This is a genomic window from Streptomyces sp. YJ-C3 (genome assembly GCF_053891275.1).
Map to the genome: position 1 here is coordinate 3,961,121 of NZ_CM132685.1, position 17,556 is coordinate 3,978,676.

Here is a 17,556-nt window from a genome sequence, read left to right on the forward strand (position 1 = left end):
CGGGCAGGCGGCGGGGGCCGGGCCACCCCGCCGTCCGACTGCGAGGATGCGTCACACAAGCCTGTCAGGTACTTCCGGCATCCTGCCCGGGGCGGATGCGCCCGCGCCGCGATTTCTGCTGCACTCCCGCAGGCGCGCACTCAGCCGTTGCATGCCGCGCCGGGCATGACTCTTGACCGTACCCAGAGGCCACCCCGTGCGGTCCGCGATCTGCGGCTGGGTCAGATCCTCGTAGAACGCGAGCCACAGGACCGTGCGCTGGGGCACCGGCAGCCGCGCCAGCTCCTGGGACACCAGCACCCGGTCGAGCGCCGCCTCCGTCTCCTCCACCACCACCGTGCACTCGGCGGTCACCCCGTCGAGCACGGCCGCCCAGCGGCTGCGCGAGGCCAGCGCGTCCGCGATGTGATGCCGGGTGATCCCCGTCAACCACGCGGCTGGGGAACCGAGTTCGGGACGATAGCCGGCCCGTCCGCGCCATGCGGCGAGGAACACCTGCTGGGTGATGTCCTCCGCGTCACACGTGTCGCCCAACGCCCGCCGGGAGAGCCGCAGCACCAGAGGCGACCATCGCCGGTACAGGTCCGCCAGCTGTGCCGCGTCCGTCCGAGCTCCCGTCTCGGGCGACTCGTACACCCCCGGCGTAACAGGCCGGACCGCTGTGCTCATCGGTGCCTCGTCAACTCCTCGGCCCGTACCCGAACGTGACGTTTCCCGAACGGAAGTGGACGGATGGGCCGCGTCTCCGTCCACGGACCGGTCATCCTGGAAACCCGTACGGCCGAACGGCAACTCGCATCGTTTGTGCGTCGTATCGTGAGCCGATGGACGAGGAGCGGGACACAACGCGAGACGCGCACGGCGACGTAGCGACGGAACCGGGGGTCACCACCGGCGCCCTCGCCCGGCGCCTGGGAGTGTCACCGACGACCCTGCGCACCTGGGACCGCCGCTACGGGCTCGGACCCGCAACGCGGTCCGAGGGCCACCACCGCCGCTGGTCGGCGGAGGACATCGCGGTCGTCGAGGAGATGTGCCGCCTCGCCGCGACGGGACTGCCGCCCGCCGAGGCCGCGCAGATGGCCCGCAAGCGCCAGGACCCGGTCCTTCCCGTCGTCCTCCCGCAGCCGCGCCGGGAACCGGCCCGGCTCCCGGAGACCACGCTCGAACGGCAGCGGCGCGGTCTGGCGCGCGCCGCCACGCGCCTCGACGCACCAGCCGTACACGAACTGCTGACGCAGGCGGTGGCGCGGCACGGCCTGGTCGGGGCCTGGCAGGACGTGATGGCGCCGGTGCTGCACGCGATCGGCCGTAAGTGGGAGGAGGCGGGCGACCGCTACGTCGAGGTCGAACACCTGCTGTCCTGGCATGTCGCGCGCATCCTGCACCGCGGCAGCGTCGCGCCCGTCACCGTCGCCGCCCCGCCCGTCGTGCTGGCCTGCGTGCCGGCCGAACAGCACGCACTGCCGCTGGAGGCGCTCAGCGCGGCGCTGGACGAAATCGGCCTGCCCCAGCGCATGTTCGGAGCGGCCGTGCCCGTCGAGGCGGTCACGGCGGCCGTGCGCAGGACGGGGCCGCGGGTCGTCGTCCTGTGGGCGCAGGCCCGGTCCACCGCGAGCGTGCCGCTGGCCAGGCACCTCGCCGAGACCCGATGGGGCGTGCGCGGGGCCCGCGGCAGGTCCGCCGTGATGCTCGGCGGACCCGGCTGGGCGGGGCACACGGTCCGCGGCACCCTGCGCCCGACGTCGCTGCCGGATGCCCTGACCCGCATCGAGCGGCTCTACCCCGAGCTCACCGCACGCTTCGAGCCCGTTTGAACCGGGCCAGTCCGTCGGGCAGTTCCAGCAGCGGCTCCGGGTAGTCGTACGCGGCCCGGTCCTTGCCGCTCAGCTTCCACGGTTCGTGCACCGCGGGCCCGTCCAGCCCGGCCAGCTCCGGGACCCAGCGCCGCACATACGCTCCGTCCGGGTCGTAGCGCTTGGCCTGCGTCACCGGATTCAGCACCCGATTGGGGCGGCTGTCCGTTCCGGTGCCCGCCATCCACTGCCAGTTCATCTGGTTGTTGGCGACGTCTCCGTCCACGAGGTGGTGGAGGAAGTGCCGGGCGCCCACCCGCCAGTCGACGTACAGCGTCTTGGTGAGGAAGCTCGCTGTCAGCAGACGGGCGCGGTTGTGCATCCAGCCTTCGTGCAGCAGCTGCCGCATTCCCGCGTCGACCACCGGATATCCCGTGCGCCCCTCCCGCCATGCGTCGATCTCCTCGCCCGCCGACCGCTCGGAGCGCCACCGGTCGTGGTGGGTGCGGTAGTCGTCGTGCGCCGCGGCCGGGCGGGCGGCCAGCACCTGATGGTGGAAGTCCCGCCAGGCCAGCTGCCGGACGAACGCCTCGGCGCCGGAACCGCCCGCCGCCCGCGCCCGGGTGACCGCCTCGACCGGGCTGACCGTGCCGAAGTGCAGATCGGGGGAGAGCCGGGAGGTCGCGTCGCCCGGCAGGTCGTCGTGCCGGTTCTCGTAATCGGCGATCCCGGAGCGCAGCCAGGCGGTGAGCCGCGCCCGGCCCGCCTGCTCCCCGCCCTCGGCGAGACCCGGTGACACCCCGGGGACGGCGCCGCGCTCGGGCAACGGCTCGGAGCCGATGCCGTCGGGCACGGTGACGGCGCGCGGGGCCCGGCCCACCGTGCGCGTCTGATGCTGCGCCCAGTGCCGGTGGTACGGCGTGAACACGGCGAAGTGGTCCTTGGCCGCCGGGGTGACCGCACCCGGCGGCACGCAGGTCACCACGGCGTCATGGGCGATCACCTCGCAGCCGATGCCGTGCAGCGCCGCCCGCAGCGCCTCCTCACGACGGCGGGCGTAGGCGCTCACGCCTCCCGCCAGATGCAGCGCGCACGCGTCCGTCTCGGTCACCACCTTCGCGACCTCCTCCGCGATGTCCCCCGACCGCACCACGAGCCGCCCGCCGCGCTCCCGTAGCGCCGCGTCGAGATCACGCAGGCAGTCGGCGAGGAACGCCTCCCGGTTCGGAGCGGGGAACCCGGTCGCGTCGATCCCCGCGTCCCGGACGAACAGCGGCACCACCGCGTCCGACGCGTTCAGAGCGGCCCGCAGGGGCGGGTGGTCGTGGACCCGCAGGTCCGAGGTGAACAGGACGACACGGACACGCACGGAATCACTCCTGGCTGATCGAGGGGGGCTGTTCGGGGAACGGGGTCCGGCCGAGCGTGCTCAGCCGTTCCCTCAGTCCCTTCCGGCCCTGGGACGTGCACGGATGCATGTATTCCATGGCAGCAGGGGCATCCGTGCATGATCACCCCAGGAGGGGGCAAGCGCAGCTCAAGGGACGACGGACGGTCACCGGGCGGGGACCGTCCGTGCGGTGTCGACGGTGTGGAGGTGCCGGCGAAATGCGGGCGAAGGTGTTGCGACGGTTTCCCGCGGGGGCGCCCCGCGGATCCTGGCCGGCGGAGGAGTACGCCGCACGGCTGCGTGCCCAGGGACGGTCCGCGAGGGTGGTGATGGACCTGGATTCGGACACGTTCCTGGTGGTGGCCGGGGACGCCGAGGTACCCGGCTGACCCGGGCGTCGGCCCGCGCCAGGGCAGCGCGGCGAGCCGACCGCCACACAGTGAGCCCCCGTTCACGCGGACGGGGGCTCACTGGTGTCAGTAGCCGACCTGCTTCAGCTTCTCCCCGGTGTCCAGCCGCGCCGTCACCCGTACGGCACCCCGCTCGGGCGCGCGCACGGCGAGCGACCGGCCGGACCGGGCGGCATCGACCGCCCCGCCCACCGAGATCCCGGTGACCGCGCGGCTGCCCGCCGCCACCAGGTACCAGTGGCCCTTCGGCGACTTCCACCGACCGGAGGCCACCACGTGCTGCCCGAACCGGCTGCAGGCGGCCGTGTTCCTCGCCGTCCCGACGAGCCGGGCGGGTTCGGTGGTCGACGAGGCGGGGGGCCGCAGCAGCAGGGCCACGTCCCCGGGGCCGCGCCAGGTCGAGGCGCGGGCGCACGTCCACACCGCGTGGCCGCCGCCCTCGGGCAGATCCTGCTCGGCGAAGTCCCACGCGTTGACCGCGCGCACCGCGCCGCCGCGCCAGGGCTCCAGCCGGCAGGCGGACCGCGCCCACACCAGCAGGGCCTGCGTGCTGGTCGCCTCGCGGGGCTGGCGGGCCGGTGGCGTGCCGTGGCCGGGCAGCGGCGTGTACGTGAGGTGCACCGGCGAGAGCCCGCCGAGATCCGCGACGATGAACGCGTGGTGCTCCACGATCCGCGAGGAGGACCGCAACTGCATCACCGGCCGCCGGTCGCAGCCCGTCGCCGGGGCGACCGGAACGGGATCGGTCACGCCGTCGTCCGAGAGATCGAGCGGCCGGCCCGGGGTGTCGGGTCGCAGCAGATCCCGTGTGGTCGCCTCGGTGATCCACGGAGCCGTCAGATACCGCGCGGAGCCGTCGCGACGGGACAGGACCACCGCGGCCGCGGTGGTCACGTCGGCGTCGTCGACGCGGGCCAGGTCGAGTGCGGCGCGCCCGCTGCCGTCCGGCTCGCTGTAGCGGGCCAGCCGGTCGCCGTCGCTCAGCAGCACGACGTCGTGCCCGTCGACACCTCCGGCGAAGAGCAGCTGGGGTGTGCGGGGCGGTGCGTCCGTCGGGGTGCCGGGCGTGGCCGTCACCCGGACCGCGTCCGAGCGGGTGCCCCAGGAATCGAGCGCCCGGGCCAGCAGCGCCTCGTCGTCGGCCCGGTCGCCCCGGGCGGGCCAGGCCGTGAAGTCGACCCGGGAGGTGTCGGCCCACGCGTCCGGCGCCGTGCGGGTCAGCCGGGCGGAGTCGAGGATCCCTTTGGCCGCCGTGCTCGACCGGACCTCCGGGCGCTCCACGGGGCTGCCGCCCGGCAGGACGAGGACGACCGCCGACACCGCGGCCAGCGCGCCGACGGCCAGGACCAGCCGCTTGCGTCGGGTGCGCCGCACGAGGTCCGTGGGCCGGGTCTGCACCGAGCAGGCGTCGAACTCCTGGGAGCGCAGCAGCGCCTCGGCGGCCGGTCCGGCATCGGCGTCCAGACCGGCCGCCTCCCGCACGGCCCGCTCGGGGGCCTGCACCCCGGCCGCGCCCAAGAGGTCGGCGACGCGCCGGGAGGTGAAGCCGTCGATCTTGCGGAGGACGAACGCGGCCCGGGCCGGAGCCGACGCGCCGGACAGCGCCTGCCCGAGCGCGATCTCCTCGGCGCCGCCGGCCCGCGGGAACAGGCGCAGCCCCCACACCACGGGCAGCCGCGGCAGCAGCGTCCGGGGCGGCGGCAGCCTGGCGGGCCAGCCGGCCGGGCGGTGCGCCCCGGCGAGGGCGGCGCGCAGCACCCGCACCCGCAGGACGTCCTCCGGGCCACCTGGGCCGTCACCCGCCGTCCGCGGGCCCGGCACCCGGGCCGGCCGGGTCCCGGGCAGTGCGGCCTGGGCCGCCGCGTGGGCCATGAGCACCCGTCGGTGCCGGGACAGCGAGGCGGGAAGGGTCAGATAGGCGAGCCGGACGAACGCGGTGTACTGCTCGACGAGGGCGGCCTCGGCCCGGTCGTCGGCTATCCGGGTGCGCAGGGCCGGGCGGCCGCGGCGAAGGGTTGGCATGGTCGGGTTCTCCCGCGTCGAAGTACGAAACGTGCTCAGCCCTGCAAACGACCGGACCGTAGGACAGTCACACGGGGATCCACAGGACTGCCGCGCCCCACGCGGGGTATCAGCAAGGCTGCGGGGGCCTGATCGACAGAAGCAGGCCTGGTCGAGAGAGACACGGATGATCGAGTACATGGACGGGACAGTGATCCCAACTGGCTTCGACGCACCTGTCGAGCCGCTGCGGCGGGTGACGCACTATTCCGGCGAGCCGGGCTGCATAGCGCAGGCCCGGAGCTTCGCAGAGACGTTTCTGGCGCAGCTGACGCAGGAGTGGTGCGTTCCCGTGGACCGACGGGCCGCGGGTGATGTCCTGCTCGTCGTGAGCGAACTCGTCACCAACGCGGACCGGCACAGCCACGGCCCGTACGTCCTCGAGCTCGAGGGGACGGCGGAGCGGATCGCCGTCACCGTCTACGACAGCAGCGCCCGGGTCCCGCTGCGCTACCCGCGGGACCCGTCCCGGATCGGCGGGCACGGCCTGGAGATCGTGGACACCCTCGCCGACGTCACGGTCGAACGCGTCCCGGTCGGCAAACGCGTCAGGGCCGTCCTCACACTCCCGACGTGAGGACGGCCCCGGTTCGCCGGGCGGGTCACACGAGGTCGGTGCCCGCCAGCATCCCGGACTTCAGCCGGGCGATCAGCTGCTTGATGAGTCGTGAGACGTGCATCTGCGAGTAGCCGAGCCGCTCACCGATCTCCGCCTGGGTCAGCTCCTCCACGAAGCGCAGATGCAGCAGCTGCCGGTCGCGGTCGGGCAGCTGCGCCACGAGAGGCGCGAGCGCGTGGAAGTCCTCCACCAGCTCCATCGCCTCGTCCTCCACCCCGATGAAGTCGGCGAGCACCGACTCGCCGTCCTGACCGTTGTCCGTGGTCAGGGCCGCATCGAGGGACGCGGACGTGTAACCGTTCGAGGCCAGCTGGGCCTCCACCACCTGGGACTCCGGCAGGTCCATCAGGGTCGCCAGCTCGGCGGTCGTCGGATCGCGGTCCAGACGGCTGCACAGTTCCTCGCGCGCCTTGGCCAGCTCGAGCCGGAGCTCCTGCAGCCGGCGCGGCACGTGCACGGCCCACGTGGTGTCGCGGAAGAACCGCTTGATCTCGCCGGTGATGTAGGGCAGCACGAACGAGGTGAACTCGACCTCGCGCGAGATCTCGAACCGGTCGATCGCCTTGATCAGGCCGATCATGCCGACCTGGACGATGTCCTCCATGTCGTCGCCGCGGTGCCGGAAACGCCCCGCCGCGAAGCGGACCAGCGACATGTTCATCTCGATCAGGGTGTTACGGGTGTACTGGTACTCCTCGGTGCCCTCCTCGAGTTCCGCGAGCCGCCGGAAGAAGTGCCGGGAGAGTTCCCGCGCGTCCAGCGGTGCCACCTGGGTGGGGTCCGCGATGTAGTGAAGAGACGTCTCACCATCCGTGGTCCGGGTCCTGTCCGCAGTGACGTCCGTCCCGCTCATGGTGGTTGCCACCATCCCTCCCGCGCCGTGAGGCGACGCACAGCCTTGTTCCATCATGGTGTTCGGCAGTTACCCGCGAACTGGCCGGTCATGCACACTCGTTCTGGAGGTACGACATCAACACGGCAGAAACAGCAGACACGGTGCGCGAACTGGCGGCCGTGCTTCCCGGCAGCACCCTCGTCACCGACGCGGACGTGCTCGCCTCGCTCGGCCGTGACGACGCCGAGTGGGCGCCCGTGGGACGGCCGCTCGCGGCGGTGCGTGCCGGCTCCGCCGAGGAGGTGCAGGCGGTGGTGCGGGCGTGCGCGGCCCGGGGGATACCCGTCGTCACCCGGGGCGCGGGCACCGGCCTGTCGGGCGGTGCCAACGCTGTCGACGGCTGTGTCGTCCTCGACGTCTCCCGGATGAACCGCATCCTGGAGATCGACGCGGAGAACCTGCTCGCCGTCGTCCAACCGGGGGTCGTCAACAACGACTTGAAGGCCGCCGTCGCCGAGCACGGCCTGTGGTACCCGCCGGACCCGGCCAGCGCCCCCTGGTCCACGATCGGCGGCAACGTGTCGACGAACGCGGGCGGCCTGTGCTGTCTCAAGTACGGCGTCACCCGGGACTACGTCCTCGGCCTGGAGGTCGTCATGGGCGGCCCGGCGGGCGAGTACGGCAGCCGGGTCCGGTTCGGCCGGCGCACCACCAAGGGCGTCAGCGGCTACGACCTGACCGGCCTCTTCGTCGGCTCCGAGGGCACGTTCGGCGTCATCACCGAGATCACGCTGCGGCTGCGGCCCGCGCCCGCCGCCGAACCGCGCACGGTCGTCGGCAACTTCGACAGCCTGGTCGCCGCCGGAGCCGCGGTCGCCCTCGTCACCCGCCGCGGGCTCGCGCCCGCCGCCCTGGAACTGCTCGACCGCGCCTGCATGGAGGCCGTCGAGGACTGGAAGCACCTGGGCATCGAACCCGGCGCCGAGGCCATGCTGCTCGCCCGCATCGACGCCCCGGGGGACGCGGGCGCCGCCGAGGCCGACGCGGTGGCCGCCGCCTTCCGGGAGGCCGGTGCGCTGTGGGCGGAGCAGTCGACCGACGCGGTCGAGGCCGAGGCGCTCTTCGACGTACGGCGCCTCGCCTATCCCGCGCTCGAACGGCTCGGGCCCGTCCTCACCGAGGACCTCTGCGTGCCCCGCTCGGCGGTGCCCGAGATGCTCGCCACCATCGAGAAGATCGGCCGCCGGCACGGTGTGCGGATCGCCACCATCGCGCACGCCGGGGACGGCAACCTGCATCCGCTGCTGATCACCGAGCCCGGCGACGAGGCGGCCCGCGTCGCCGCGCAGGCCGCCTTCGAAGAGCTCCTCCAGGCGGCGATCGCCGCGGGCGGCACCGTCACCGGCGAGCACGGCGTCGGGCTGCTCAAGCGGGGCGGCATGCGCAGCGAACTGGGACCCGCCGTCTGTTCCGTCCAGCGCGCCGTGAAGCAGACCCTCGATCCGCTGGACCTGTTCAACCCGGGGAAGGTCGTCGGCGAGGACTGATCGCCCCGGCCTTCCCCGGGTGCGGGATCAGTGCGGCAGGTCCGCCGGGTCGGTGGCCCAGGTCGTGTCGGGCCGGTCGACGAGCCGGTAGGCGAGCGTGCCGCCCCGCCGCAGGAGTTCCGCGTCCGTCCACGACCGCGTGCGGTCACGTCCGTCGAGGCGCACCCCGGCGACGTAGGCGTGCGTGGCATCGGCCGCGGGCGCCTCGACCACGATGTCGGCGCGGCCCGGCCGGTCCACCACCGCGTGCGGGAACAGCGGCGCCCCGAGCAGCAGATCGGCGCTGCCCGGTGCCTTCGGGTACAGGCCGAGCGCGGAGAACACGTACCAGGCGGACATGGTGCCGAGGTCGTCGTTGCCGGGCAGTCCCGAAGGACCGGTCCCGTACACGGAGTTGACGATCTCGCGCACCGTGGCCTGCGTCTTCCAGGGCTGTCCGAGCGCGTTGTAGAGCCACGGCGCGTGGATGCCGGGCTCGTTCGTCGGGTCGTAGCGCAGCGCGTCGCCGCCCTTGACCGACCAGGAGCCGTCCGCCTTGTGGAAGAACCCGTCGAGCCGCGTCGCCGCCTTCTCGCGGCCGCCCATCGCCTCGGCGAGTCCCTGCACGTCCTGCGGCACCATCCAGGTGTACGTGGCGCTCGTGCCCTGCGCGAAGCCGCGGTCGCTGCCCGGGTCGAACGGGGTCACCCAGGAGCCGTCCAGGTTCCGCGCCTGGATGTAGCCCGTCGCCGGGTTGAAGACATTGCGCCACCAGGTGCCGCGCTCGGTGAAGTACGCGGCCTGTGCGTCCCGGCCGAGCAGCTTCGCCCAGGAGCCGAGCGCGGAGTCGGCGACCGAGTCCTCCAGCGTCTCGGCGGCGCCGCCCCAGCAGTGGCATACGTCCTGCGCCGCGTAGTGCGAGCTCAAGTACTGCGCCAGGTTGGGTCGTTGGCCCTCGCACTGGCCGGGGCAGCCCGCGTCCGACAGGCCCGCGTCACGTGGTTCGGTGGCCTGCCGGGCCAGGGAGTCGAAGGCGCCCTCGTAGTCGAAGTTGCGCACGCCCATCGCGTAGAAGGTCGCCAGGGTCGCCGCCGACGGGTCGCCGGTCATCACGTGGGTCGCGCCGTTGACGTGCACCCAGCGGTCCCACACCCCGTCGTTCTGCTGCGCGAAGTTGTACAGCGACTGGGCGAAGTCCCCGGCGACCTTCGGTTTGAGCAGGGCGAGCAACTGGATCTGGGCGCGGTACTGGTCCCAGCCCGAGAAGTTGCTGTACTGCGCGCCCTGCCCGCGGGCGAGGCGGTGCGGCTCGCCGTCCATGCCGGGATAGCGGCCGTCGGTGTCGCTCACGATGTTCGGCTGCATCAGGGAGTGGTAGAGCGCGGTGAAGAAGGCCGTGCGCTGCGCGTCACTGCCGCCGCCGATCCGCACGGAGCCCAGCTCCCGGTCCCAGTCGGCGCGCGCCTGCGCCGCCACGTCGTCGACGCTCGCGCGGGGCGCTATCTCCTTGCGCAGGTTCGTCTCGGCGCCCGCGAGGGACACGTAGGAGATCCCGAGCCGCATGTGGACATCGTTGTCAGAGGACGGGTCGAAGCCGACCCATCCACCGGAACCACGGCCCGCGCGGTCGGCGCCGGTCGCGTACCCCTCGCCGCCGCCGGTGCTGGTCGTGCCGGGGGAGAGGGTGGCGTCCTTCCAGGTCCCGTACGAGGAGAAGGCGCGGTCGAAGGAGGCGCTGAAGTACAGCCGGTAGTAGCTCTTGCGGTTGTTCACCCCGCCGTTGGCCCGGCGTCCGCAGAACGCGCCGGTCAGCACCCAGCCGGTGACCTTGCGGTGCGCGCGGTCGATGTCGATGTGCGCGTCCTCGCTGCCGTTCAGCGAGTTGGAGACACGGAACAGGAGGGAGGCCTGCCGGTCGGCCGGGAACGTGAAGTCGGCGACGCCCGCCCTGCGGCTCACCGCCAGGTCGGCGGAGGCGCCCGAGTCGAGGCCGAGGGTGTAGCGGCCGGGGACCGCCCGCTCGTTCGCGTGGCTGAAGCTCGACGCGTACACCGCGTCCTTGGTGTCGGCCGACGGCGACGACGTGACGTCCCCGGCGAACGGCATGATCGGCACGTCGCCCGCGGCGCCCGGGTTGCAGCCCGCGCCGTTGACGTGCGTCAGGCTCAGGCCGCGGATCCGCGTCGCGTTGTACTCGTAGCCGTTCGCGGCGCCGGTGCTGGTCTGGTCGCCGGTGGTGCTGGTCGGGGACCAGGCGATCATGCCGTAGGGGCGGGTGGCGCCGGGGTAGGTGTTGCCGCCGTTCGTGGAGCCGATCAGCGGATCGACGTACGCGGTGGGCCGCTCGGGCGGCGCCGCGGCCGAGGCGAGCGGGCCGGGCAGCGTCAGGGCGAGGGCGCTCGCCAGGCCGACCGCTCCCGCGCGGCGCAGCAGCGCCGTGGGTCTGGACAGGACGTCGAACACGTCGCGGAACCTTTCGGAGTCGGGACAGATGCCGTGGCGGGACGGATGCCGTCAAGGCGCCGCCGAGCGTAGATCGTTGAGGCCCCGCGGGGAACGCCGCGGCGCGCATCCGGGATGAACGCCCGGTGAAGCCCCGGCCCCTTGGCGAGGCTTTTGCGCGGCACGCCGACCTAAATGTGTCATTTGTCCGTTTATCGGTTCTACGGTGCGGGGGTCGGTGTCCGTGTGGGGGGACACACAACGCGCCCACACGCGGCGCGGGTTGGGATGTCCATGAGTGGAATCAGCCGCAGAGGCGCGGCACGCCTGGGGCTCGGTGTCGGTCTGGGTGCCGCGGCCGCGACGCTCGCCGGGTGCGGCAGCGGCGAGGAACAGGGCCGGCCCCCGGCGGGACCGGGCCGCCACCCGGACCGGCCGGCCGCCCCGCCGAAGAAGGCCGCGCTGCGGCTGATCGGCGACGGTTCGACGGCGTACACCGGCAAGCAGCCGCGTCAGCCTGGCGCGGCAGCCCCGCTCGAAGTCGGCCAGACGCCCCCGCAGTTCGTGGTCTTCTCGTGGGACGGCGCGGGCGAGGTCGGCAACGGCCTGTTCCCCCGCTTCCTGGAACTCGCCCGCGAGCACGACGCCCACATGACCTTCTTCCTCTCGGGCCTCTACCTGCTGCCCGAGGCGAAGAAGCGCCTGTACCGCCCGCCGAACAACCCCGTCGGCGCCTCCGACATCGGCTACCTCACCGACGGGCACGTCAAGGAGACCCTGAAGTACGTCCATCAGGCCTGGCTGGAGGGCCACGAGATCGGCACGCACTTCAACGGACACTTCTGCGGCGGCTCCGGATCCGTCGCCAACTGGAGCGCGGCGCAGTGGCGCAGCGAGATCGAGCAGGCCCAGTCGTTCGTCAAGACCTGGCGCACCAACACCGGTTGGCACACGCACCCGTCGCTGCCCTTCGACTACGACAAGGAACTCGTCGGCGGCCGCACCCCCTGTCTGCTGGGGCAGGAGAACCTGCTGCCGGTCGCCAGGGAACTCGGCTGGCGCTACGACTCCTCGTCGCCCGGCGGCCTGCAGCGCTGGCCGGACAAGAAGCAGGGCGTGTGGGATCTGCCGTTGCAGGGCATCCCGTTCCCCGGCCACCGCTTCGAGGTCCTGTCGATGGACTACAACATCCTCGCCAACCAGTCGAAGAACTCGACGCGCGCACCCTCGTACAACTATCCGGGCTGGCGGAGACAGGCCACGCAGTCCTATCTGGCCGGTTTCCAGCGGGCGTACGAGACGAACCGGGCCCCGTTCTTCATCGGCAACCACTTCGAGGAGTGGAACGGCGGCATCTACATGGACGCCGTCGAGGAGACCCTCAAGCAGATCGCCGGGAAGAAGGACGTGCGGCTCGTCTCCTTCCGGCAGTTCGTCGACTGGCTCGACGCACAGGACCCGGCCGTCCTCGCCAAGCTGCGCGGCCTGCAGGTGGGGGAGCGGCCGCCGGGCGGCTGGAACGGGTTCCTGCGCCCGGAGAAGCGGCCGAAGGCCGGCGCCGGACAACCGGCGACATGAGGAAGGCCCGGCAGTAGGAGAAGGTAGGCGTACGAGGCAGCGCACGGACCAGGAGGAGGGCCCCATGACCCGGCCGATCACCGCGGGAGTCGACGGATCACCCGAGAGCGAGGCCGCGGCCGCGTGGGCGGCGCGCGAGGCGGTGCGGCGGGGACAGCCACTGCGCCTGGTGCATGTCGGGACGCCCGTGCCCGAGGCGCTGGCCCTCGCCGCCGACGCGGACGCGCAGGCGCGGTGGGCCCGGGACCTGCTGGCGGAGACCGAGCAGGAGATCGCCGACCGGCATCCCGGGCTCGCGGTCACCACCGACATCCTCGACGACGAGGGCGCCGCCGCGGCCCTGCTCGCCGCGGGCCGCGACGCGGAGCTCCTCGCGCTCGGCTCGCGCGGCCACGGCCCGCTGCTCGGATTCCTGCTCGGTTCCGTCGGCCAGCAGGTCATCGCCCGCAGCGAGCGGCCCGTCGTCCTGGTCCGCGCGGACGACCGGGCCACCGCAGAGGCGGCCGGACCCGACGTGGTCGTCGGGCAGGAGGGCGACCCGCAGGACAGCGCCGCCGCCCTGGAGTTCGCCTTCCGCACGGCGGCGGCCCGCGGGGCGACGGTCCGGGCCGTGCGCGCCTGGAGTCTGCCGCCCGTCTTCGCGTACAGTCCCGCCTCCCTGGAACTCCTCGACGAGTCCGGCGGCATGGAACCGTACGAGAAGAAGGCGCTCGGCGAGGCCCTCGCGCCGTGGCGCGAGCAGTTCCCCGACGTGCCCGTCACCGAGCACGTCGAGATCGGCAGCGCCGGGCAGGTCCTGCTCTCGGTGGCGCCGCAGGCCCAGCTCCTGGTCGTCGGCCGCCGCGCGCGCCGCACCGCCGTCGGCGCCCGGATCGGTTCGGTCGCCCACGCGGTGCTGCACCACGCGCCGTGCCCGGTGGCCGTGGTGCCGCACAGCTGAGCGGACGGGACGCGGGCCGGTGTCACTCCTCGGTGAGCGACACCGCCCCGACCGGGCAGGCGCGGACCGCCTCCTTCACCATCGGGTGCTCCCCGGCCCGCTCGGCGCGGCCGGGGAGCACCTCGCTGAAGCCGTCGTCGTCCTGTGTGAACACGTCCGGCGCCGTCAGCGCGCACATGCCCGCGCCCACGCACCGCTCCTTGTCGACCTGGACCGTCATGGCGCTCACCACGTCAGGGGCAGTTCGAGCATGCCCTGGATGGTGTCGCCGGGTTTGAACGGGATCTCCTCGGCGGGCGCCGCGAGCCGGAGCCCCGGCAGCCGTTCGAAGAGGGTGCCCAGCGCGATCTCCAGCTCGGCGCGGGCGAGGTTCTGGCCCAGGCACTGGTGGATGCCGAAGCCGAACGCGAGATGATGACGCGCCGAGCGGTCCCAGTCGAGGGTCTCCGGCGTGGCGAACGTGTCGCCGTCCCGGTTGATCAGCGAGGTGGAGAAGACGATGCCCTCGCCGGCCCGGATGGTCTCCCCGGCCACCTGGAGGTCCTCCTTCGCCACGCGCAGCAGCCCGTCCGCGATCGACAGGTAGCGCAGCAGCTCCTCCACCACGACGGCCGTCGTGGCGTCGCCCGCGCGCAGTGCCGCGAGCTGCTCGGGGTGGTTGAGCAGGGTGAACGTACCGAGCGAGATCATGTTCGCCGTCGTCTCGTGCCCGGCGACGAGCAGGATCACCGCGAACGCGATCAGCTCGTCACGGTCGGGCGGCCCGTCCGCCGACTCCCGGTGGATCAGCTCGTCCAGCAGGCCGTCGCCCGGCTCGCGCCGCTTGCGGTCGATCAACTCGCCCAGATACGCGTCGAGTTCGTCCCGGGCCCGCTCCACGTCGGCCGCCGCGGGCCCGCGCAGCAGCCGCCGGGAGCGCTCCTCGAAGAACTCGTGGTCGGCGTACGGCACACCGAGCAGGGCGCAGATCACCATCGACGGCACGGGCAGCGCGAACGAACCGACGAGTTCGGCCGGCGCCCCCTGCTCCTCCATGGCGTCGATCAGCCGGTCCACGGTCTCCTGGATCCGGGGGCGCAGCGCGGCGATCCGCTTCAGCGAGAAGCTCGGGATCAGCATGCGGCGCTGGGTGTTGTGCTCGGGATCGTCGACGCCGAGCAGCGCCACGCGCCGGGCCCCGGCCTGCGCGAACCGTTCGGTCGGTGCCGGGAACCCGGGCCGCTGGCGGTTGCTCGACAACCGGGGGTCGGCGAGCAGCTCGCGGGCCAGACCGTGGCCGGTGACGGCCCAGACGGTGCGTCCGTCGTAGAACGTGACGCGGCTCAGCGGTCCCGCCTCGCGCAGCGGGGCGTAGGCGGCGGGCGGGTGGTAGGGGCAGCCCCGGTCCTGCGGGAAGGGGACCGGGGCCTCGGCGACGGGTGTGGGGGTGGGGTGCAGGTCCTGGCGGGCCGGTTCCGTCGTGGATTCCGTCATGGAGCGGATCGCCTCGCAGTGCTCGTCCGTGTGCGCGGAGCATGTTTTTTTCCGCGCTCCTCGACCATTGGATGCCCCAGGCATCTACCGGGTCCACGGCAAGACCAGCCAGTTCCCGCGGAAGGCCTATCTGGCCGGGGCCGTTCGTACACGTTCGAGCCCGGCCGCGTTCGTCCAGCTCGGGCAGGGGTCGTCGCGGGCCGGCGCTCGGGCGAGGGGACGGCCGACGGCCGGAATCCTGCGGCACAGCGACCGGAATCATGCCGTCCGTGCGGGCCCCGGGTGCGTCCGCCGGGCTGACGGGGCCGCTCAGGCCCGCAGCGCGACCACGGCCTCGTCCGTGTAGGGCAGGAACGTCAGCGTCTGGTGGAAGTACAGCTCGATGCCGCTCGCGTCGTGCGCCGTGTAGCCGATCGCCAGGTCCTGCCCGAGGCGCAGCTCGAAGTCGCCGCCGCGGGTCGACAGGACGAACGCGCCGTTCAGGGCCGGGGCCCAGATCAGCTCGCCGTCCAGGATCCGGCTCAGATGGTTCGCGACCGGATAGCCGTGGTCGGAGGTCTCGCTGACCGCCGTGTACGCGTCGGCGCCCAGCAGCAGCGCGTACGGGCCGTCGACACCGGCCAGTCGCAGCGCGGTGAGGGCGCGGCTGATCGTGTCCGGATAGTCGCGCGGCTCGGCCGGCAGGCTCAGGACCGGGTTCGAGGTGCGCTCGCGCAGTCCGTCGATGCCCGCCGCCGCGTACCCGTCGAAGATCGCCTGGTCCTCGGCGAAGGCCATGGCCCGCGCGGCGTCCTTCACCGGCTGCCAGTCGGAGTCCTGCGCCCCGCGCTCCACGTCGTCGACGGCCGCCCGGCTCACGGTGAACGGGACCCGCAGCTCGACCAGCGGCTGCACCTCCCGCAGCCGCGCCGAGACCCCCGGCGCGGGCGGCGTGACGCCCCCGAGGTGACCGGTGCCGACACCCGACAGCTCCGGACCGTCCGGACCGGTGACGTCCACGACGCGGCGGCCCGCGACATGGCGCTGGAAGGTGCGCGCCGCCTCCTCCTCGATCTCCGCCCACGCGGCGGGTGTGATGGGGGCCAGTTCGCGATGGAGGTTGGTGCTCGGGGCGGTACTGCTCATGCTGATCGGACTCCTTTGAGGCTGCCGATGCGCAGCGAGCCGTCGACGACGTCGGCCGCTGCGGGCGGTGGGTCGGGCAGGTCGTCGAGGAAGTCGGCGCTCGGCACATGGAAGAGGCACCCGGTCACCGCGGTGGAGAAGTCGAGGATGCGGTCGTGGTTGCCCGGCGGATCGCCGAGGAACATGTTGCGCAGCATCCGCTCGGTCACGTCCGGGGTGCGCGCGTAGCCGATGAAGTACGTGCCGAACTCGCCGCGCCCGAGGCTGCCGAACGGCATGTTCTCGCGCAGGATCTGCCGCTCGGTGCCGTCCTCGTCGACGATCGTGTTCAGGGCGACGTGCGAGTTCGCGGGCTTGACGTCGTCGTCCAGCTCGACGTTCGCGCTCTTCGTGCGGCCGATGACCCGCTCCTGCTCCTCGGCGGGCAGCGCCTCCCAGGCCGCCATGTCGTGCACGTACTTCTGCACGATCACATAGCTCCCGCCCCGGAAGTCCGGGTCCTCGTCGCCCACGAGCACCGCCTCGGCGGCCGCCTGCCCGGTCGGGTTCTCGCTGCCGTCGACGAAGCCGAGCAGATCGCGCTCGTCGAAGTACTTGAAGCCGTGCACCTCGTCCACGACGGTGACGGCGGAGCCGAGCCGGGCCATGATCAGACGGGCCAGCTCGAAGCAGAGGTCCATGCGCCGGGCCCGGAGATGGAACAGCAGATCGCCGGGGGTGGCCGGAGCCAGATGCCGGGGACCGGCGAGGGCCTGGAAGGGGTGCAGCCCGCGCGGGCGCGGCCCGTCGAAGAGCCGGTCCCAGGCGGTCGAGCCGATTCCCACGACGCAGCTGAGGCCGTCGTCGGGGGAGCGGAAGCCGACCGAGCGCCGGAGCCCGGCGAGATCCTCGAGCGCGTCCCGTACGGCAGCCTCCCCGCCGGGTGCGACGGTCACCACCAGAAAGACGGCGGCCTTCGCGGGCGGGATGAGAAGGGACTGCGACTCGACCACAGGGGCTCCCGTCGGACAGGGGGTGGGGCGCTGGGGCACGCGCCGGCGCACCTTATGTCACTTTATGGGCGCTCCGTCGTGACGGCATGTGGTCGGGTGCATGCGTCGTGAGGTGCGACTGTGGCGCACTTCACGGCGGGGTCGACCCCGGTTCGGTAGGGCGCACCATTGGTTCTTCGTTAAACTATGAGCAGACCCCGACCGTTCTCCCCCGTACGGTCGGGGTCACTTGCGTTCCGGGGTGTCCTGTCCGGATCGACGCGGGGCGACGCCCGGCCAATGGACGCGCCGACAGTCCTGGCCGCGCGACGTTGTCCGGCCGTACGGCCCCGCTCCGCAGCGGCGTGCATAGCCTCCGCAGCACTGTCT

14 protein-coding genes are annotated in these 17,556 nt (G+C 72.9%); 5 read left to right on the plus strand and 9 right to left on the minus strand.

Going from position 1 to position 17,556, the window contains the following annotated elements; genetic code table 11:
* Positions 1 to 51 precede the first annotated feature (51 nt).
* Positions 52 to 669: an RNA polymerase sigma factor gene (locus ACVHNB_RS17450; protein ID WP_428950230.1), complete on the minus strand. Its 618-nt coding sequence runs from the start codon at positions 667 to 669 to the stop codon at positions 52 to 54.
* Between the two features lie 155 nt (positions 670 to 824).
* Here ACVHNB_RS17450 and ACVHNB_RS17455 point away from each other — a divergent pair, with 155 nt between their 5' ends.
* Complete coding sequence (locus ACVHNB_RS17455) at positions 825 to 1,817, plus strand: MerR family transcriptional regulator (protein WP_428950229.1); 993 nt, start codon at positions 825 to 827, stop codon at positions 1,815 to 1,817.
* Here the strand turns inward: ACVHNB_RS17455 and ACVHNB_RS17460 are convergent.
* Entirely contained in the window at positions 1,792 to 3,165 is a 1,374-nt protein-coding gene (locus tag ACVHNB_RS17460) for a cryptochrome/photolyase family protein (protein WP_428950228.1), read from the minus strand. The two genes, ACVHNB_RS17455 and ACVHNB_RS17460, sit on opposite strands and share 26 nt — an antisense overlap.
* A gap of 497 nt (positions 3,166 to 3,662) precedes the next feature.
* On the minus strand, positions 3,663 to 5,618 hold the full coding sequence (locus tag ACVHNB_RS17465) for a hypothetical protein (RefSeq protein WP_456228548.1): 1,956 nt from the start codon (positions 5,616 to 5,618) through the stop codon (positions 3,663 to 3,665).
* Positions 5,619 to 5,784: 166 nt separating this feature from the next.
* Between ACVHNB_RS17465 and ACVHNB_RS17470 the strand changes: the two genes are divergently transcribed.
* The gene (locus tag ACVHNB_RS17470) at positions 5,785 to 6,234 is read left to right on the plus strand and encodes an ATP-binding protein (RefSeq protein WP_428950226.1); all 450 of its coding nucleotides are present in this window, start codon (positions 5,785 to 5,787) and stop codon (positions 6,232 to 6,234) included.
* Positions 6,235 to 6,259: 25 nt separating this feature from the next.
* Here the strand turns inward: ACVHNB_RS17470 and ACVHNB_RS17475 are convergent, their stop codons facing one another.
* A complete protein-coding gene (locus ACVHNB_RS17475; RefSeq protein ID WP_428950225.1) occupies positions 6,260 to 7,129 on the minus strand; it encodes a SigB/SigF/SigG family RNA polymerase sigma factor in 870 nt (289 codons plus the stop codon).
* A 143-nt stretch (positions 7,130 to 7,272) separates the two neighbouring features.
* Here ACVHNB_RS17475 and ACVHNB_RS17480 point away from each other — a divergent pair, with 143 nt between their 5' ends.
* Positions 7,273 to 8,658, plus strand: coding sequence for an FAD-binding oxidoreductase (locus tag ACVHNB_RS17480; protein WP_428950224.1), 1,386 nt, complete (start codon positions 7,273 to 7,275; stop codon positions 8,656 to 8,658).
* A 27-nt stretch (positions 8,659 to 8,685) separates the two neighbouring features.
* On the opposite strand, the gene ACVHNB_RS17485 is transcribed toward ACVHNB_RS17480, so the two are convergent.
* On the minus strand, positions 8,686 to 11,100 hold the full coding sequence (locus tag ACVHNB_RS17485) for a GH92 family glycosyl hydrolase (RefSeq protein ID WP_456228549.1): 2,415 nt from the start codon (positions 11,098 to 11,100) through the stop codon (positions 8,686 to 8,688).
* A 273-nt stretch (positions 11,101 to 11,373) separates the two neighbouring features.
* Between ACVHNB_RS17485 and ACVHNB_RS17490 the strand changes: the two genes are divergently transcribed.
* Positions 11,374 to 12,657 (plus strand): hypothetical protein, encoded by a 1,284-nt coding sequence (locus tag ACVHNB_RS17490; RefSeq protein ID WP_456228550.1) that lies wholly within the window; start codon positions 11,374 to 11,376, stop codon positions 12,655 to 12,657.
* Positions 12,658 to 12,721: 64 nt separating this feature from the next.
* Positions 12,722 to 13,597: a universal stress protein gene (locus ACVHNB_RS17495; protein ID WP_428950221.1), complete on the plus strand. Its 876-nt coding sequence runs from the start codon at positions 12,722 to 12,724 to the stop codon at positions 13,595 to 13,597.
* Positions 13,598 to 13,619: 22 nt separating this feature from the next.
* Here ACVHNB_RS17495 and ACVHNB_RS17500 read toward each other — a convergent pair whose 3' ends face one another.
* The 4 genes from ACVHNB_RS17500 to ACVHNB_RS17515 all read right to left on the minus strand — a co-directional run bounded on the left by ACVHNB_RS17500 (position 13,620) and on the right by ACVHNB_RS17515 (position 17,187).
* Positions 13,620 to 13,817: a ferredoxin gene (locus ACVHNB_RS17500; RefSeq protein ID WP_428950220.1), complete on the minus strand. Its 198-nt coding sequence runs from the start codon at positions 13,815 to 13,817 to the stop codon at positions 13,620 to 13,622.
* 5 nt (positions 13,818 to 13,822) lie between these two features.
* A complete protein-coding gene (locus tag ACVHNB_RS17505; RefSeq protein ID WP_456228551.1) occupies positions 13,823 to 15,070 on the minus strand; it encodes a cytochrome P450 in 1,248 nt (415 codons plus the stop codon).
* Positions 15,071 to 15,379: 309 nt separating this feature from the next.
* Positions 15,380 to 16,195 carry a family 1 encapsulin nanocompartment shell protein gene (locus ACVHNB_RS17510; protein WP_456228552.1) on the minus strand — a complete coding sequence of 272 codons (816 nt, stop codon included), beginning with the start codon at positions 16,193 to 16,195 and terminating at the stop codon, positions 15,380 to 15,382.
* Complete coding sequence (locus ACVHNB_RS17515; RefSeq protein WP_456228553.1) at positions 16,192 to 17,187, minus strand: Dyp-type peroxidase; 996 nt, start codon at positions 17,185 to 17,187, stop codon at positions 16,192 to 16,194. The genes ACVHNB_RS17510 and ACVHNB_RS17515 overlap by 4 nt, the downstream gene beginning before the upstream one ends.
* Positions 17,188 to 17,556 lie beyond the last annotated feature (369 nt).